The organism is Corynebacterium sp. HMSC036E10, assembly GCF_001836265.1.
Classification (GTDB): domain Bacteria; phylum Actinomycetota; class Actinomycetes; order Mycobacteriales; family Mycobacteriaceae; genus Corynebacterium; species Corynebacterium coyleae.
In genome coordinates, this window is record NZ_KV827942.1 from 1 (window position 1) to 16,317 (window position 16,317).

Here is a 16,317-nt window from a genome sequence, read left to right on the forward strand (position 1 = left end):
ACTGGGCGCAAGCCCGTGAAGTTGTTGACTTGTTGGAACCGAAGTTTCCCGAGGTTGCAGCCTATTTGGAGGAATCACTCGATGAGGTGCTGGCGTTTACCGCAGCACCGAAACCAGTCTGGACAAAGGTGTGGTCGAACAACCCCACCGAACGGTTAAACCGGGAGATCCGCCGGCGCACCGACGTCGTTGGCATCTTCCCGAACCGCGAATCCATCATCCGGCTTGTCGGCGCGGTCCTCGCTGAACAGCACGACGATTGGATCCAACAAAAACGCTACATGTCACTATCTGCACTCGAACACACCAAACGCCTCATGCACCAAACAGGAGGTGATCATGGCGACCACCACCAACTAACCGCCTAACCAAAAACCCGAACTTCATACCGAGCCGAAAGCACAAACGGCTACACCACTTCACGGGACTTGACCCAATCTATGAGCCCTCTGTCATGGCTTTAAGCGCCGCAACGTGCTGTGCATAGGCTTCTGTTCCAGTCTGGGTCAACGCGACCCAGACGGCGTCTTTCGCGCGCGTGGAGCCATATTCGCGGGTGCGGCTGATATAGCCGCTGTCCTCAAGATGTTTCAACTGCTTGGAAAGCGTATCGGCAGGAAGCTCGGTGAGCTCTGCAAGCACGGCGTATTTCATCTGCCTGCCGCCGGTTGCGCCTGAATGGAACAGCGTGGCACAAATTTTAAGCCGATTGATGGGGTGGATGACCGGATCCAGCTTTGCTGGGCGTGGTGAAGGATCCTTAGACATTGACGCCCTTTACGGCGGCGTTGCGGTTCTCATACAACATCCATGCCGTCGCCGTAGAAACAACGACGCCGCAGACAATCATCCACGGCCAAGTATCAGGCGTCGGCACGGTGGAGAACATCATGGCACCTGGCAGCAGTACTCGTGACCAGGTGGCGCGATCATTACTCGGCCCCATATTGGGATTGACCCGAACGAAGGGGTTCGCAATCTTATCTTTGAGGAGATAGCCCAGAACGAACGTCGGTACAAGAACCGCGAGGCCGTACCACCATGACAGCTTGAATAGCGCGATACCGCCGCCGGCGCCAAGCGCCACTATCGCCACCGCCCACCAGCTCTGCGTCCACGTGGTGCGCTTTTGAACGTCGTGAATGATCTTAAGGTCGTCGCTCATCGTTCTTCTCCCTAACGTCAACTTCACTGGCTTGCAATTAAGGCAAGTGTAATACTTGCCTTAATTGCAAGTCTAATGCTTGCCAAGTGTGCAAGTGAAAGACTGTGCATAGTGGGGATACAGCTACGCATGGGGTCTAACGGGGCTGGTGGTCTGCTACTGTGACATCTGGCCGACTTTTATTGACTGAGGCTCCACGGCCTTACATCGCCCATCGGGTAGTGCCTTTGCTGGTTGTTCCATTGCGTTTGGTATCACCGCCGCAGTAGCAGCGTGGTCGGTTCTTTGGCATTGAGCCACCACACCACCGCCTACTACCACAGACTGGCAGCCACACCGGGGATTCACCGTGTTGAGGCCAGATATATGCTCCCAAAGCATATATTTCACGCTACCCTACAGGTCAGAACCTAAAAATCCCCGATCCCAGACACACTTTCTGGCCCCTAACCCCAGAAGACCTACTCCAGCCCGAAGAGCTCCCGTTGGAAATCCGTGGGGTTCTTCAGCTTCTCGGATTCGGGCAGTGGGCCGGGGAGGGTGGTGCCTGCGGCGAAGGGGGAGCCCGGGAGATGGTCGCGGCCGTGGGGTTGGGTGAGGCCGGAAAGGTCGGGCCCGGAGGGGACGATCCGGGTGGGGTTCACTTCGCGGTGGACGATGTAGTAGTGCTGTTTGATCTCCGTGAAGTCGGTGGTGTCGCCGAAGCCGGGGGTTTGAAACAGCTCGCGGAGGTAGCCGTAGACGTTTGGGAGTTCGGTGATCTTGTTGCGGTTTGTCTTGAAGTGGCCGTGGTAGACGGCATCAAAGCGGATGAGGGTGGTGTAGGCGCGGACGTCGGTCTCCGTGATGTGTTCACCCATGATGAAGCGGTGGTTGGCTAGGCGGTCTTCGAGCCAGTCGAGGACCTCAAACACGTCGTCGTAGGCTTCTTCGTAGGCGTCTTGGGAGGCTGAGAATCCGGCGCGGTACACGCCGTTGTTGAACTTGCGGAAGAGGAAGTCGTTGATCGCCTCCGCCTCTTCGCGCAGCTCTTCCGGTGGCAGCAGGTTCGGGGCGCCGGGGCGGTGGTAGGCGGTCCACTCGGTTTGGAAGTCGCGGACCATGGAGTTGTAATCGTTCGTCACCACCTTGCCGCTTGCTTCTTCCACGATTGCCGGCACGGTGATGCCGCGCGGGTAGTCGGGAAAGCGTGCGAAGTATGCATCCTGCAGGCGGGGGATCTGTAGCACGGGGTCCACGCCGCCCGGATCCAAGTCGAAGGTCCAGGAGCGCTTGTCGTGAGTCGGGCCAGCCAGGCCCAAGGAGATCACATCTTCCAGCCCCATCAGGCGCCGCACGATGACAGCGCGATGCGCCCATGGGCAGGCACGTGCGGCGATGAGACGGTAGCGGTGCGGCTGCACGGGCCAGTGCGAAGCTTCATTGCTTATCGACGACACAATGCGGTCACCGATATAGTTCGTATCCCGCTTGAACTCGCCGTCTGTTGAGGCGTTCTGGGCATCGCCTGCCCAGTCCTTCTGTGCGTCTGTAGTCATCGTGTCCTCCCTTATCGCGTGAAAAGTTTGTGACACGTCAACTATAGGCTGTTTCTGATCATGAGCGAGGGGGGATGTGCTGTTGCAAGAGGATGAGCAGTGTGACGGAAAGCCCGGAGACAGGCCCAGAGACAGGCCCAGAGACAAGGCAATACAAAGCCTTCGGATGGCGCGAATCCTGGGCCTTCATCGCGGTCATGGTGTTTCTCTCCCTAGCTGGCTTCTTTATGGTCGATGGCGGTGAAAGGGCGCTGGAACCCCTTGACCGAGCGCCGGATCCATAGCCGTGCCATTTTGGGACACGCCCGCACCTTCGGTTTCGGGCCATTACCAGAGCGCTTATCCGGAGAAGCCTTCTGCTCCCACTCCAGCGGGGTAGTGATCGTCCCCTGAGTACGGGGATTCCCCGGATTTACAGGCTGATTCACCGAGAAGATTGTTAAAAACGCCTGCGGATTCTTGCGCCCATCCTGAGTCTTCGTCCACGCGTCACTCAATGGTGTGCTGGTTTTGCGCGATCTCGGTTTCAGCAATGTCTATCAAACGCACGAGACGGGGCTTGAGTCGCATGCGAGGTTAGGCTAACCTAACGTAATAATGGTTATTATCTTCTGAGAGGGCAACACAGTGCCGCTTGTGACTGATGAACCCACCACAGCGACCAATGAGTCGACGAGTCGGCCGAGAGGGGGCGGCACCGCCGACGACGGCCCGCGAACCCGATCACCTAACCTGAAACCGCCGCGTGGACGCGGCCCACACACCCGGAGACAGAACCAGATGAAGTCGATTGCCCAGATCGTCCAGAACAACCTCAGACTCCTCGCGGCCTACGAGGACAAGGTCCAGCCGAGGTTCCTCAGCCGCTATGCGCGTGAACCGATGGACGCCGCCGTCGAAGGGCTCGGGGCCGGACGGAATTCCACGTCGCCGACGTCCTCGCGCCGCTCGGCAGGGTCGCCGGGCAGCGAGGTCGAGGACCTCGCCGAAGCCAACGGGTTGAAGCTGGGCGGAGCCTCACACGTCGGCATGGTGTACTTCCGCACTCTCACGAAGAAAAGCGCGATCGGGGAGGCGGGCAAGTGAGCGCTGTGGACGGGACCGTAGGCCCGTGGTCGCTGCTCGCCCCGATTCGGACCCGGATGCGGGCGGTGGTCGCGTTATCTGTCCTGTCGTCGGTGGCTACCGTCGCTTCGCTGGTCGGCATCATCGACATCGCGATGACGTACCCGGAGGCCCCGGAGCATCGGACGTGGTTGGCCGTGGCTGTCATCGTCGTCGCCGCAACGGTGCGCATGGCCGCAGACGGCGCCGCCGGCATGCTCTCGCACCGGGCGGATAACGACCTGCAGCTCCACCTCCGGCGCCGGCTGGTCGCCCAAATCCGGAAGTTACCGCTGGGCTGGCTGGACGCCCGGCGCTCGTCGGGAATCATCGAGTCGGTTGAGAAGGACGTCGCGGCTGTCCACCAGCTCATGGGCCACACCGTCGGTGAGACCGTGGTGGCGGTGCTGGTTCCCCTGCTTTCCCTCATCGCGCTCGTCGTGGTGGATTGGCGGATCGCGGTGGTGGCGGTCGTCCCGGTGCTGGTCACCTTCGCCCTGATGGGCGTGATGATTTCGCGCGGAGCCGCTCTTCAGCGCGACTACGAGCGAGCCTCCGAAGGAGTGACGGCCGCGGTCATCGAGCTGGTGCGCGGTATCCCGGTGATGAAGTCCTTCGGGCGCGCTAACCAGGGCGCGGGTCGCTACGATGCCGCGGCGTTGTCGTTCGTCCGCGCGTGGTCCGCCTGGTCCCGGCAGTCGAACACCTATCTCGGGCTCATCGACGTGGTGACGTCCCCGACCACAGTTCTCGCAGTGGTGTGCGGGGCCGGCCTCGCTCTGAGGGACGCCGCGGGCGGCATACCGGAGGGTCTCGTCGCCGGGCTGGTTCTCAGCCTTGGACTCTCCGCGGCGATCGTGCGGGTGGCCATGAACTCCGAACCCATCATCGCGGGGATCGCTGCCCTGAAGTCCATCGCGGAGGTACTGAGCACGCCGCCGATCGCCGAGCCCGCCGATCCGGTGCCCGCGCGCGGAGGCGCGCTCGAGGTCCGGAACCTGGTCTTCTCCTACGGCGATGGGCCGCGGGTCCTCGACGGGATGTCCGCGACGTTCGAACCAGGGACCCTCACTGCGCTGGTGGGGTCCTCCGGTTCCGGAAAGTCCACCGTCGCCCGGCTGTTGGCGCGTTTCCACGACCCTGCTGAAGGCTCGGTGCTGCTGGGCGGCGTCGATCTTCGTGACATCGCCGTGCGCGACGTGCACCGCTCGGTGTCGGTGGTGTTCCAAGATCCGCAGTTGTTCACGCTGCCGTTGCGGGAGAACATCCGGCTGGCCAGGAGAGACGCCACCGACGACGAAATCATGGCGGCCGCGAAGCTCGCGAACCTCGATGCGGTCATCGCGGCGCTGCCGAAGCGCCTGGATTCGGTGGTCAACGTCGACGTGACCTTTTCCGGTGGTGAGGCGCAGCGCGTAGCCATCGCGAGGTCGATCGTCACGGACGCGCCGGTGCTCATCTTCGACGAGGCAACCGCTTACGCGGATCCGGCTTCCGAGGCCCTCATCCAGTCCGCAATCGAGCGTTTGGCCCGTTCGCGGACGGTGATTGTGATCGCGCACAGGTTGAGCACGATCCGCAACGCCGACCGCATCCTCGTTCTCGATGGGGGAGCGGTCGCGGAGGCGGGTACCCACGACGAGTTGCTTGCGCGCGGTGGCCGCTACCGGGATTTGTGGCGCGCGTTCACGCTCGACGACGAACCATCCGCCCCGCGGGGCACTGAATCAGACGATGAAAAGGCGGCAAACCGATGATTCGGGACTTGTGGTCGATGACGGATCGGCGCTCGAGAATGACGCTGGTGTGGCTCATTGCGTTGGCCACGCTTGCCGCGCTGGCCCAGGGAGCGGCGTTCGTCGCGCTGCTGCCGCTGCTGTCGGCTCTGGCCGAGGGAGATGATGCGACGGCGTGGCGTTTCACCGGCGTCATAGCCGGCCTCGCGGCCGCCCATGCGGTGCTGTCCCTCGCCGCGGGGACAGTCGGCAGGGCGAATTCCGCAGCGGTGCTGTCGTCCCTGCTGCATTCCCTGGGCGAACGCGTGCTGACGTTGCCACTCGGGTACGTCACCAAGTCCACGGCCGGCCGCTTTTCGGAGATGGCGTCGTCGGGTATCGCGTTCGCGGCGTCCGTGCCGCACGTGATCCTGCGGCCCGTCATCGCCGCGGTGGTTACGCCGACCGTCATCGCCTTCGGAATTCTGGCGGTGGATTGGCGCGTCGGTTTGGTTCTTGTCGCGTCAGCGCCGGTGCTCTTCTTCGCCTACCGGGCCATTGGCCGGGTCGGCGGGGAGTCGGACGAAGCGCATGCTGAGGCCGTCGCTGCCGTCTCCAGCAGGCTGATCGAGTTCACCCGCGGCCAGCAGGCGATTCGCGCCGCGGGCGACGGTTCGGCGGCGGACGCGATGGTGGATGAAGCTATCCAGGCCCAGCACGATGCGTTCGCGAAGGCGACGTCGACGCAGGGGGCAGCCATCGGACGGTTGGGTTCGGTCGTCCATGCGGTGTTCACGGCGGCGGTGATCGTCGCCGTGGCAGTCGCCGCGACGGGCGGGATGGCGCCGGCGCATTTGGCGCCGATGCTCATCGTGCTCGTCCAGTTCACCGGACCGATCACCACGGCGGGAGCGTTGTCCGGCGGTTTCGGTGCGGGCCGCAACACGTTAGCAGCGTTGCGTGACCTGCAGGCAATCCCCGTCCTTCCTGAACCTGCCGCACCGGAGCTGCCCGACGGGCATGACGTGGAGTTCCGCGGCGTGAGCTTCGGGTACGGGGAGAAGAAGGTTCTCGACGGCGTCAGCTTCCGTGCACCTCAGGGAGCGCTGGTTGCCGTAGTGGGACCGTCGGGGGCGGGCAAGACGACGGTCATGCGGCTGCTGTCGCGGTTTCACGATCCGGACTCGGGGGAGATCCTCATCGGCGGGGTGCCCTTGCCTCGGATCGGCACCGATGGCGTGAACGCGCTGGTGACCCCGGTGTTCCAGGAGACGTTTCTTTTCGACGCGTCCGTGCGGGACAACGTGGTCTTCGCCGACCCCGGATTCGGTTCCAGGCCCGGTGACGGGGACCGCTTGCGCGAGGCCGCCCGGCGTTCCGGGGTGGACCGCATCGTGGAGCTGCTGCCTTCCGGGTGGGATACCCCGGTGGGGGAGGAGGGGACGCTGCTGTCGGGAGGTGAGCGGCAGCGCCTCGCCATCGCCCGGGCGCTTCTGAAGGATTCCCCGGTGGTGCTTCTCGACGAGCCGACGTCCTCGCTGGATGCGGCCACTGAGCGGGCGATCGTCGGCACGATTGAGGCGTTGCGCGGCGATCACACTGTGATCGTCGTCGCCCATCGCCTGCACACCATCCGCGATGCCGACCTCATCGTCGTGCTTTCGGAGGACGGGACGGTCGCAGAACGGGGCACGCACGATGAATTGCTGGCGAAGGGCGGCCGCTATGCCGAGTCGTGGACCACCACGACGACGGCATCGGAGAAGCGCGGATAGCTAGTTCATCTCGCACCAGATTGGCTTAGTTCCCAGGAGCCAAAGCGCACCGCGCAGACACCCCAGTGGAGGAGCAAGAGCACGAGGAGCGCCAAGGAAAGTGCGTGCCAGCCTTCGTCCCAAGCACCCAAGCACAGAGTGCCCACGGGGAAGGTAGAGCCCCACCAACCAGGGCCGTAGGGCGCCCAGTGGAGGACAGCCTCGTAGAAGCAGTACATGGCATAGAGGACACACGGTACGGCGAGGGTGAACATGATGAGGCCGTACAGGTGAGTGTCGAAAAGCAATGTCGATGCTGCCGTCGACTGGCCGACAACACCGAGGGGAATCCACGCTGTACCCGCGGCTGCGCCACGTGGGCGCGTGCGGGATCAGTAGCAGTAGAGGAAGAGCGGGATCGCGGTGAAGAACGTGAGGAAGAAGCACAGCTCACCCGCGTAGTGATAAAACTCGCCGTGATGGGTGGCCAGCTGCCCGGCGGATGTCGCGGCGACCATCGGGGACACCAGCGCCAAGCCCCACGGGAACGCAGGCTCGGTGTAGTGAGCGGACTGCTTCCACAAACCCCAGAGTTGCCACAAGCACACGATGATGGCCAGTGGCGCGCCGATCCACCAGCTGATCAGCTGGAACGCATCGTTGCCCGTGAGTGCCGTCCACGCCGAGCCGCACGCGGCAGCCCCATCGCGTACATGCCTCACGCCGCCATGTTCTGGTGCCGCGGCGGCTCATTGCGCACGCCGACCGTGAACACAACAAGGAGCCCCGCCGCGATGAGCGCAAAAACTACCTGGGCTACATGAAATCCATGTAACTCAGTCAAACTCGACGCAATCGAGGTTCCCATTAAAGCGCCGGCCCAAGCGGGACCGAACTTTGGCAACGTCATAGGACTAACGCTAGGCCTGCCACCTCGTCTCATCCACTTTGGGTCGGGGCTTTGTGGTTTTTAGGACGCGAATGGCCTGAAGCGCGCGACGGTGCCGGGTGCTTCGAATCGACGGAAAAGACCACGCCAATTGCCCATCACAGATTCGCATCAGTAGGGTGAAAACATGTCGAAGAGCCAGGCGCAGCGTAGCGTGTCGCGCAACCCCCGCACACGCCGACGCTCACCCGGTTGGGTGCCCGACCAACACGGCGCCTGGTTTATGGTCACTGTCCCCGCTATCACCGGCGTCATTCTGGCGCCGTCGTGGACTGCGATTCCTCTGTTGCTGACCTGGTGGCTCGGCTATTTCACCTTTTTCGCCGGCAGCGTCTGGATCCGTTCGCGCTTCCGTGAACGCAACCGGCCCCCGGTCTTGGTCTACGGGTCGCTCGCGGCGGTCGCGGGTGTGACAACGCTGATCTTCGACTGGCGGCTTCTCATGTGGGTCCCGGCGTTCGCACCGTTGGTGGCCATAGCCGTATTCGAGGCATGGAAGCGGCGTCCGAGGTCGCTGTTGTCGGGTGTTTCCACTGTCGTAGCAGCCTGCCTCATCCTGCCGGTGGCCGCCTGGGCCGGGGGAGGCCTGGATGTGGAGGCGTGGGCCGCATTTGCCGTGTACCTGGCGTACTTCGTCGGCACTGTGCCCTACGTGAAGACGCTCATCCGTGAACGCGGCTCCAGGCCCTGGTTCATCGGGTCGGTGAGCTATCACGTCGTCGTGCTTGTCGCTGCCGTCGTCGCCGTGCTCGTAACCGGCGGGCATCCTTTCCACCCAGCGATCATCGTCGTGGCCGTCGTGTTGCTCGCGCGGGCGACGCTGATGCCGATCACCGGCGCACGTCGTGAGAAGCCATGGACGCCGAAGATCGTCGGACTTCTGGACGCTGCCATCACAGTGCTGGTGGTCATCGTTGTGCTGCTCTAAGGCGCCTCATTCGCTGCCTCGTCACTTTGGCTGATTGAGATACAGCCCATGGCTTCCGCCGTATGATGTGGTGCATGAACTGCCGGAATGTCCGTATCAACTCCGTCGCGGCGCTTATCCTGAGCCTGTTAGGGGCGGCGTTCTTTGCAGTAGGGCGGATTCTGTTTGGGGTGGGCGGATGGCTCGTGTTCTACTCCGTTCCAGCAGGGGTGATCGCCGCACTTGCGCTTCTTGCTTTGTGGTTTATCCCCGTACGCCACGTGAAGGACGACTACCCGTGCCTAGTCAAAGCCTGCCTTAATTTGTGATTTGCAGGAAGGTAAAGAGAAATGTGTTCACGCGTACAACGGGGGAGCGTGCAGGGGTTTGTTTGGCTAGCGGTACTGCGCTGCAAACCTCCCGCTCGTGCGGTGAAACACCAATATTTGTTGCCTGAAAATGAGTGATTCCTGTGGGACAATCAGGCGTCTACAGATTCATAAGGAAGCAACGATGACTGACACCTCAGAGATCCTCGATTCGATCACGCCGAAGCAAACTGCCAAGGTCAACAGCCTCAATGCTGTCATTTGGCAGACCGCAGATGATTACCTGCGGCTGATTGTCCCGGCCGAGAATTACGGTGACTACATCATTCCGTTTACGGTGCTTCGCCGTCTCGAGGGACGACTGGAGTCGACGAAGAAAGACGTATTAGATCTCGTCCACCGGGAGAACGTGAAGGGGACAGACCCTTCGATCGTGAACCTCAAGATCGAGAGCATGTTCAAGCTTCGTTTTTGGAACACCTCGGAGTTGTCTCTCGAACGTCTGGCCACCTCCGACGACACCTTGAAGGAAGGGCTGCTGCAGTATCTCAGGGCGTTCTCTGCAAATATCCAAGAGATTTGGAAAGCGTTCGAGTTTGAGAAACTCATCGACTTCCTCGACCGTAATAACCAACTCTGGAATGTGGTGAACCACTTTGCGTCCATCGACATGTCCGACGAGGCGCTTCAAGACCAGACGATGGGCGACATCTTCGAGAACCTGATGTATCGCTCGTTTGCCCGAAAGGCGAAAGACGCCGGTGAGTTCTATACCCCGCGCGATGCGATTCGCCTGATGACGTCCATCCTGTTCACCTCGGATGACGCGGAACTGGAAGAAGACGGCATTATCCGTTCCGTCTATGACCCCACTGCTGGTACCTGCGGCATGCTCATCGCTGCGCGTGACGCGCTGCGCGCAATCAACCCAGGTATTGAGATCGTCATTGCAGGACAAGAGCTCAAGGAATCTTCCTTCGCTATGGGCAAGTCTGACCTGCTCATGCAGGGGTTCAAGAATCCAGAAGTGTTGAAGTTTGGCAACTCTCTGACCAACGATCAGTTCGCCGATGAAACCTTTGACTACATCATGGCGAACCCGCCGTACGGCTCTTCCTGGAAGGCGTTCCAGAAAGACGTCAAAGCGCTCCAGGAGCAGGGCGATCCACGTTTTGCGGAGGGGCTACCCGCAGTCAGCGACGGGCAGATGTTGTTTTTGATGCATATTGCGCACAAACTCGCTGCCGCAGAAGGCGCAACGAAGGGCGGACGCGCAGCCGTAGTTACTAACGGCTCGCCACTGTTTACCGGAGATGCGGAAAGCGGTCCGGACAGCATCCGCAAGTACTTGATCGGTGCACAAGGCGGCGTTGAAGTGCTGGACGCGATCATCGCGCTGCCGAACGACATGTTCTACAACACCGGTATTGCCACTTACATCTGGATTCTTGATCGCAACAAGGAGCCACGTCGCCGTGGCAAGATCCAGTTCATTGATGCCACCGAGATTTGCGCACCGATGCGTAAGTCGATGGGTAATAAACGCGTCGAGTTCACGGAAGACAACATCCGCGAGATCACGAAGACCTACAAAGACTTCGAGGAAAACGATCGCTCCATCATCGTTACTGCCGATGATCTGACTTACCGCGATGTGCCGATGTTTAAGTTGGCGCACTACGCGGTGAGTGTCACGGATGAAACTGTGGCAGAAGCGATGAAGCACAAGTCCGCATTCCCGGAGCATGAAGCAGTCATCCGCGAAATGGAAGGCCGTGAGTACAACGATCTCCCGAAGGCGCTGAAGACTGCTGCTAAGGAACATGGTGTGAAGATGGGCGCTCCGTTGCTCAAGCACATCATGAAAGCGCTTGCCGTTGAAGATGAGAACGCACCAGCCTCTCTCGACGAGAAGGGCAATCCGGTCGTAGATGCATCGACCAAGGTGATCGAGCGTGTGCCGTACCTAGAGGATGTTTCCGAGCATATGGAGCGTGAAGTGCTCCCGTTTGTCCCGGATATGCAGTGGGATGAGTCCTTGGCGAAGGTGGGGACAGAGTTGCCGTTGACGCGCCTGTTTTACAAGCCAGAGGAGTCTCGCTCCTTGGAGGAATTGGACGCAGATATTGCTGCGTCTCTGAACCGGATTTACGACCTGTTCAGGGAGGTGCGGGCCGATGACTGAGTTCACCGATTACGTAAGAGCGTTTCTTGCTTTTGATTTCAGAAACGGGAAAGACTGGGCCGAGGTCGCTGATCCTGAAGGCCAGTATCCAGTTTACGGGTCAGGCGGTGCGTTTGGGCATGCCAACCATTATCTGTACGACGGGGAAGCAGTACTTTTTGGGCGCAAGGGAACCCTGGACAGGCCTCTCTACGTTAATGAGAAGTTTTGGACTGTGGACACAATGTATTACGCGATACCTAAGAGTGGGTATGACGGAAAATTTCTCTATTACTGGGCGCAGACCATCCCGTTTGACTTAATTTCCACACAGACTGCGATCCCCAGTATGACATCTTCGGACCTCGGGAGGCAGAGGGTTCCATACTTAGCTCTCGAAACCCAGCGCCGTATCGCTGACTATCTCGATAAGGAAATTAGCGAGATGGACGCGATGATCGATGAGTTTGAGGGGTTGGTGCGAGAGTTAGAAACCCGAAAGTTGCTTCTACCAGATTCTAAAATCAACCATCAGGGAGCGTCGGTGCCAACGGTGCCGGCGAAACTTTTAACACGCATTACAACGGGAGACGGAGATACTCAAGACGCAATCGAAGACGGAGAATTTCCCTTCTATGTTCGCTCGGACACAGTGCGTACATCAGATGAATGGACGTTTGAAGGGCCAGCAGTTCTTACTTCGGGTGATGGTGCTGGTGTCGGGAAGATCTTTCATTTTGCAGAAGGAAAATTTCGCGCACACCAGCGGGTCTACGTTCTAAGAAGTTTCAAGGGGGTGGACCCGAAGTACTTCTACTGGTGTTTCCGGAATAATTTTCCTCGTCAAGTCGAACACGGTGGAGCGAAAGCAACCGTGGAATCCGTGCGAATGAATATGGTGGCAGATACTCCTATTCCGCTACCTCCGTTGGACGAACAACGCGAAATCGCAAACGAATTGGACCGAGAATTTGAGCGTATGGAAGCTCTGATCGAAGAATCCACGAAACTCGTCGAGAAGCTAAAAGCACGCAAAACTGCGCTGATCACTGAAGTCGTTACGGGCCGGAAAGAGGTCTAATCATGGTGAACCCAATACTTGAAGAAGCGATGGAGCTGACCATCTGCCGGTCTCTCAACGGCCAAGGTTGGATCTGGAACGAGGGTGCCAACGACAAGGGTTTTGACCCCGAACTTGGACTCTTTCCAGAAGACGTCCTCCACTGGCTAAAGACCCAGTATCCGGAGCAATACGAGCGTGCTATTCCCGAAACTGCAAGTGACATAGAGCGAAAGTCTCGCGAGCACCGGCTGCTAAAGCGCCTGACCAAGGAACTCGACTACACGCCGATTCTCGATGGCATCACCAAGAAGGTCAACGGCGGACTACTGGGCACGTTGCGAGATGGGTTCTCGTTTACACAGACAGACCTTGGCACCGTGAACTTCCCGGATATGGCGGGCTTTTACCCGTATGACCCGGCGAAGACGGATGTGATCGACAAGGCGAAGGAAAACCGCCTACGCGTGCTGCAGCAAGTCCACTTTGAAAAAGGTGGCCTAGGTGAGATTGACCTTGTGCTGCTGGTTAACGGCATCCCCGTGATCACGATGGAACTCAAGACTGACAACACGCAGTCGATTGACGATGCCGTCAAGCAGTACAAGCACGACCGCAAGCCGAATCGCTCCAGCCGCCCGCTGCTCAACCCTGGCCGCTGCCTCGTCCACTTCGCGGTGTCCTCCCGTGAAGTCATGATGACCACAGAACTCAACGGCACCGATACCGTCTTTCTTCCGTTCAACCAGGGAACCGAGGAAGGCCGCGCTGGCAACCCCGACAACCCCAACGGGTACAACGTTTCCTACCTGTGGGAGTGGGTGTGCTCACCGGATCTGCTGCTGCGCATCCTGAAGGATTACGCGCTGTGGGAGCCGTCCATGAAGGGCAATGAGGGGCGCCTGATCTTCCCGCGATTCCACCAGTTGCGCTCTGTTGAGCGTGTCACCAGCGATGTCGCCACCAACGGCACCGGCAGGCGCTATTTGATTCAGCACTCTGCGGGTTCAGGCAAGACGAAAACCATTGCATGGTTGGCGCACCGTGCCAACAAGATGATCCATGAAGACGGGACGAAACTTTTTGATTGTGTAATCGTCGTCACGGATCGCACCGTGCTGGATAAGAACGTGGCGGATGGACTCTCGCTGCTCCAGGCCTCTGAAGGCATGGTCATCAACATCACCGGTGACGACACGTCCAAGTCCGAGAAACTTAACCACTATCTCACCCAGGGCAAGCGCATTTTGTCCTGTACGCTGCAGACATTCCCGGCACTGGCGAAAACGATTGACCGTTCTCCGAAGCTGCGAGACCGCCGTTGGCTGGTGATTATCGACGAAGCGCACTCGTCCCAACACGGCAAGACCTCCCGCACACTGCTGGAGACTCTTTCGGACACTCCTGATGAGCTTGCGGAAGCAGCAACGCGAGCGGCTGCAGAAATTGAAGACGAAGAGACACTCGATGGTGGGGCAGCGCTCAGCGATATTGCCGGTTCGACTCCCTCCGGCGAACTCACGCGTGCTGAAAAGGACCGTCTGCAGCAGCAGAGGGACTCGGCGGTCGCGCGGTCGTCGAACGTCACGCTCGTTGCGCTTACCGCAACACCCAAGGCGAAGACGCTTGCCGTGTTTGGCGAGCCGTCCCCGGACAACCCAGAGAAGTACGTGGCGTTTGACCTGTACTCCATGGCGCAGGCAATCGACGAGAACTTCATTCTGGACGTGCTCCAGAACTACATCTCATTGTCGCTCTACGCCAAGATCGAAGACCAACTTGGCCGCGAAGACGACGTCATTCTTGGCGAGGCAAAATCTGCACTCAAGCACTTCGTTCGCTCCCACGAGAAGACGATCCACTCCAAGGCCGAAGTGGCGGTCGAGCACTTCAATAACAACGTGCGCTTCCTGCTTGGATCGACCGCGAAAGCAATGGTCGTTTGCGACGACCGCATGAGCGCATACATCTGGTTCCGGGCGGTTCAGGACGTGATCAGGTCCAACCCGAAGTACCACGGGCTCGAAGCACTTGTGGCGTTCTCTGGCTCACTCGACGTGTCCAAGGATGAGGACATCGAAGAAATCGTTACGGAGTCTTCGCTCAATAACGAGAACGCACCTGAGGGTCATCGTCGCATGGAAACGACGAAGATGTTCGACGGTGCGGCGTACAAGTTCCTCATCGTGGCCAACAAGTATCAGACCGGCTTTGATGAACCTCGCCTGTCAGCGATGTACGTGGATAAGCCTCTGTCCGGCGTGATGGCGGTGCAGACGCTCTCGCGTCTGAACAGGACGATGCCGTCGAAGAATAAGACCAAGACCTTCGTCGTCGACTTCGTCAATGACCCCGAAACGATTCTTCACTCATTCCAGCCGTACTACTCGCAGGCGTCTATTGACACCGAGGTAGACCCCGACGTACTTGCAGATCTTGCTCGCGTACTGGACACCTCCCAGTTCTACGACGTCGAGGAGATGGAAGCGATCGCCGACACGGTGATGGACCGGGACATTGACGTAAAAAAGAAAGACAGCCTGATCCGAATCGGGATCGATCCAATCATTACCCGGTGGACCGAGTTCTACGGAGGTGCTTTGATCTCCAGGGACAAAGACAACGAAGCAGTGGCCACAGATTTCCGTGCGAACCTGGTGAAGTACGTTCACGCGTGGGACTTCTTGAGCCAGTTCATCGACTTCCAAGACATCACTCTGCACAAGCGTGCGATCTTCGCCGACCTGCTCGCGCGCAACCTCAAGCTTGGCAAGAAAGCACGCGAGGAGGACTACGTCACCGGCGTCGAGGTAGTGAAGACCGCGGTCATGGGTGACGTTGAAACAGGCGTTGAGCTGAAACTCAACATCGAGGATTCGCGGGCACCTCTCCCTGTTCCAGGGTTTGATGGACGTGTCTCTACCGGTGGGGCAGGGGATCCACTGCAAGGTGCATTCCGCGAAGCAGTGGAGCAGGTCAACGAGCTGTTCTCCGCTGCAGGCATCGACATGTCCAACTCGGCGAATACCCGCATGGTTCATGCCGTGTGGGAGGCGTTGGCTAACGACGAAGAAGTGGAAGCCCTTGCCACCAAGAACCCGCAGGAGGCGTTGGCAAAGTCACCGAAACTTCGCGACAAAGTGCTTTCCGCAATCTTGGGTGCCGATGCTGAGCACGAGCAGTTCACTAACCTCATGCTCGGTGGCGAAGACGCGCTGAACGTTCTCACCGCTGCAATGTCCCGTCTTGCAGTTGCCGCAATGGAAGACAAGGCGCGCGGGATTGCTGTGCCGGACGACGCGCTCATCGGTGGTGCGGAAGAACCCCAGGATGAGTCGCCGGTTGAACGTCGTATCCAGGACCTTCTCGATGTAATGCTCATGCACGCTGGTGCTTCTACTGTTGAGGAGCAACTCGCGCGGTCACTGGACGAAGCGCTGTCGAACCGTGGAACCTCCAACGTGTTCGAGGTGGTTCGCTCACAGTTCGTCGGACACTCGCTGCCAGTGGACGGTGATCTGTACCAAGGCGTCGTGATGTACGCGGTGGAGCACTACTAAGGGGCAAGGACGGGGCCGATATCTTCTGAAAAGAAAACTGAAGTGTCCCAGGTTTTGTTCCGTTTGAGTAGA

General features: G+C 59.6%; 15 protein-coding genes. 9 read left to right on the plus strand and 6 right to left on the minus strand.

Features of this window, described 5'->3' with window-relative positions; all coding sequences use genetic code 11:
- Positions 1 to 368, plus strand: a 368-nt coding sequence (locus HMPREF2736_RS02030) for a transposase (RefSeq protein WP_210399436.1), incomplete at its 5' end; no start/stop codon positions are given.
- A 70-nt stretch (positions 369 to 438) separates the two neighbouring features.
- Here HMPREF2736_RS02030 and HMPREF2736_RS02035 read toward each other — a convergent pair.
- The 3 genes from HMPREF2736_RS02035 to HMPREF2736_RS02045 all read right to left on the minus strand — a co-directional run bounded on the left by HMPREF2736_RS02035 (position 439) and on the right by HMPREF2736_RS02045 (position 2,703).
- Positions 439 to 768, minus strand: a complete 330-nt coding sequence (locus tag HMPREF2736_RS02035) for a transcriptional regulator (RefSeq protein ID WP_070422684.1) — start codon at positions 766 to 768, stop codon at positions 439 to 441.
- On the minus strand, positions 761 to 1,165 hold the full coding sequence (locus HMPREF2736_RS02040; protein ID WP_070422685.1) for a hypothetical protein: 405 nt from the start codon (positions 1,163 to 1,165) through the stop codon (positions 761 to 763). The genes HMPREF2736_RS02035 and HMPREF2736_RS02040 overlap by 8 nt, the downstream gene beginning before the upstream one ends.
- Positions 1,166 to 1,626: 461 nt before the next feature.
- The gene (locus HMPREF2736_RS02045; protein ID WP_070483501.1) at positions 1,627 to 2,703 is read right to left on the minus strand and encodes a glutathione S-transferase family protein; all 1,077 of its coding nucleotides are present in this window, start codon (positions 2,701 to 2,703) and stop codon (positions 1,627 to 1,629) included.
- Positions 2,704 to 3,483: 780 nt separating this feature from the next.
- Here HMPREF2736_RS02045 and HMPREF2736_RS02055 point away from each other — a divergent pair.
- The 3 genes from HMPREF2736_RS02055 to HMPREF2736_RS02065 are packed head-to-tail and all read left to right on the plus strand — an operon-like array spanning position 3,484 to position 7,297.
- On the plus strand, positions 3,484 to 3,789 hold the full coding sequence (locus tag HMPREF2736_RS02055; RefSeq protein WP_070569688.1) for a hypothetical protein: 306 nt from the start codon (positions 3,484 to 3,486) through the stop codon (positions 3,787 to 3,789).
- A 5-nt stretch (positions 3,790 to 3,794) separates the two neighbouring features.
- Positions 3,795 to 5,564, plus strand: coding sequence for an ABC transporter ATP-binding protein (locus HMPREF2736_RS02060; RefSeq protein ID WP_246822031.1), 1,770 nt, complete (start codon positions 3,795 to 3,797; stop codon positions 5,562 to 5,564).
- A 38-nt stretch (positions 5,565 to 5,602) separates the two neighbouring features.
- Entirely contained in the window at positions 5,603 to 7,297 is a 1,695-nt protein-coding gene (locus HMPREF2736_RS02065; RefSeq protein WP_246822032.1) for an ABC transporter ATP-binding protein, read from the plus strand.
- 5 nt (positions 7,298 to 7,302) lie between these two features.
- Here the strand turns inward: HMPREF2736_RS02065 and HMPREF2736_RS12570 are convergent, their stop codons facing one another.
- From HMPREF2736_RS12570 to HMPREF2736_RS12580, 3 genes are read right to left on the minus strand one after another with little or no spacing between them, the layout of a single operon-like run.
- Positions 7,303 to 7,626, minus strand: coding sequence for an SLAC1 family transporter (locus HMPREF2736_RS12570; protein ID WP_246822035.1), 324 nt, complete (start codon positions 7,624 to 7,626; stop codon positions 7,303 to 7,305).
- A gap of 42 nt (positions 7,627 to 7,668) precedes the next feature.
- Positions 7,669 to 7,998: a TDT family transporter gene (locus tag HMPREF2736_RS12575; protein ID WP_246822033.1), complete on the minus strand. Its 330-nt coding sequence runs from the start codon at positions 7,996 to 7,998 to the stop codon at positions 7,669 to 7,671.
- The gene (locus HMPREF2736_RS12580; RefSeq protein ID WP_246822034.1) at positions 7,995 to 8,186 is read right to left on the minus strand and encodes a hypothetical protein; all 192 of its coding nucleotides are present in this window, start codon (positions 8,184 to 8,186) and stop codon (positions 7,995 to 7,997) included. Before HMPREF2736_RS12580 ends, HMPREF2736_RS12575 begins: the two co-directional genes overlap by 4 nt.
- 166 nt (positions 8,187 to 8,352) lie before the next feature.
- Here HMPREF2736_RS12580 and HMPREF2736_RS02075 point away from each other — a divergent pair, with 166 nt between their 5' ends.
- The 5 genes from HMPREF2736_RS02075 (at position 8,353) to HMPREF2736_RS02095 (ending at position 16,245) form a co-directional block, all read left to right on the plus strand.
- A complete protein-coding gene (locus HMPREF2736_RS02075; RefSeq protein ID WP_371326163.1) occupies positions 8,353 to 9,153 on the plus strand; it encodes a YwiC-like family protein in 801 nt (266 codons plus the stop codon).
- Positions 9,154 to 9,227: 74 nt separating this feature from the next.
- Complete coding sequence (locus HMPREF2736_RS02080; RefSeq protein WP_141743406.1) at positions 9,228 to 9,461, plus strand: hypothetical protein; 234 nt, start codon at positions 9,228 to 9,230, stop codon at positions 9,459 to 9,461.
- Positions 9,462 to 9,645: 184 nt separating this feature from the next.
- On the plus strand, positions 9,646 to 11,646 hold the full coding sequence (locus HMPREF2736_RS02085) for a type I restriction-modification system subunit M (RefSeq protein WP_070828777.1): 2,001 nt from the start codon (positions 9,646 to 9,648) through the stop codon (positions 11,644 to 11,646).
- Positions 11,639 to 12,706, plus strand: coding sequence for a restriction endonuclease subunit S (locus HMPREF2736_RS12325; RefSeq protein WP_070828778.1), 1,068 nt, complete (start codon positions 11,639 to 11,641; stop codon positions 12,704 to 12,706). Before HMPREF2736_RS02085 ends, HMPREF2736_RS12325 begins: the two co-directional genes overlap by 8 nt.
- Before the next feature lie 2 nt (positions 12,707 to 12,708).
- Positions 12,709 to 16,245, plus strand: coding sequence for a type I restriction endonuclease (locus HMPREF2736_RS02095; RefSeq protein WP_070828779.1), 3,537 nt, complete (start codon positions 12,709 to 12,711; stop codon positions 16,243 to 16,245).
- Positions 16,246 to 16,317 lie beyond the last annotated feature (72 nt).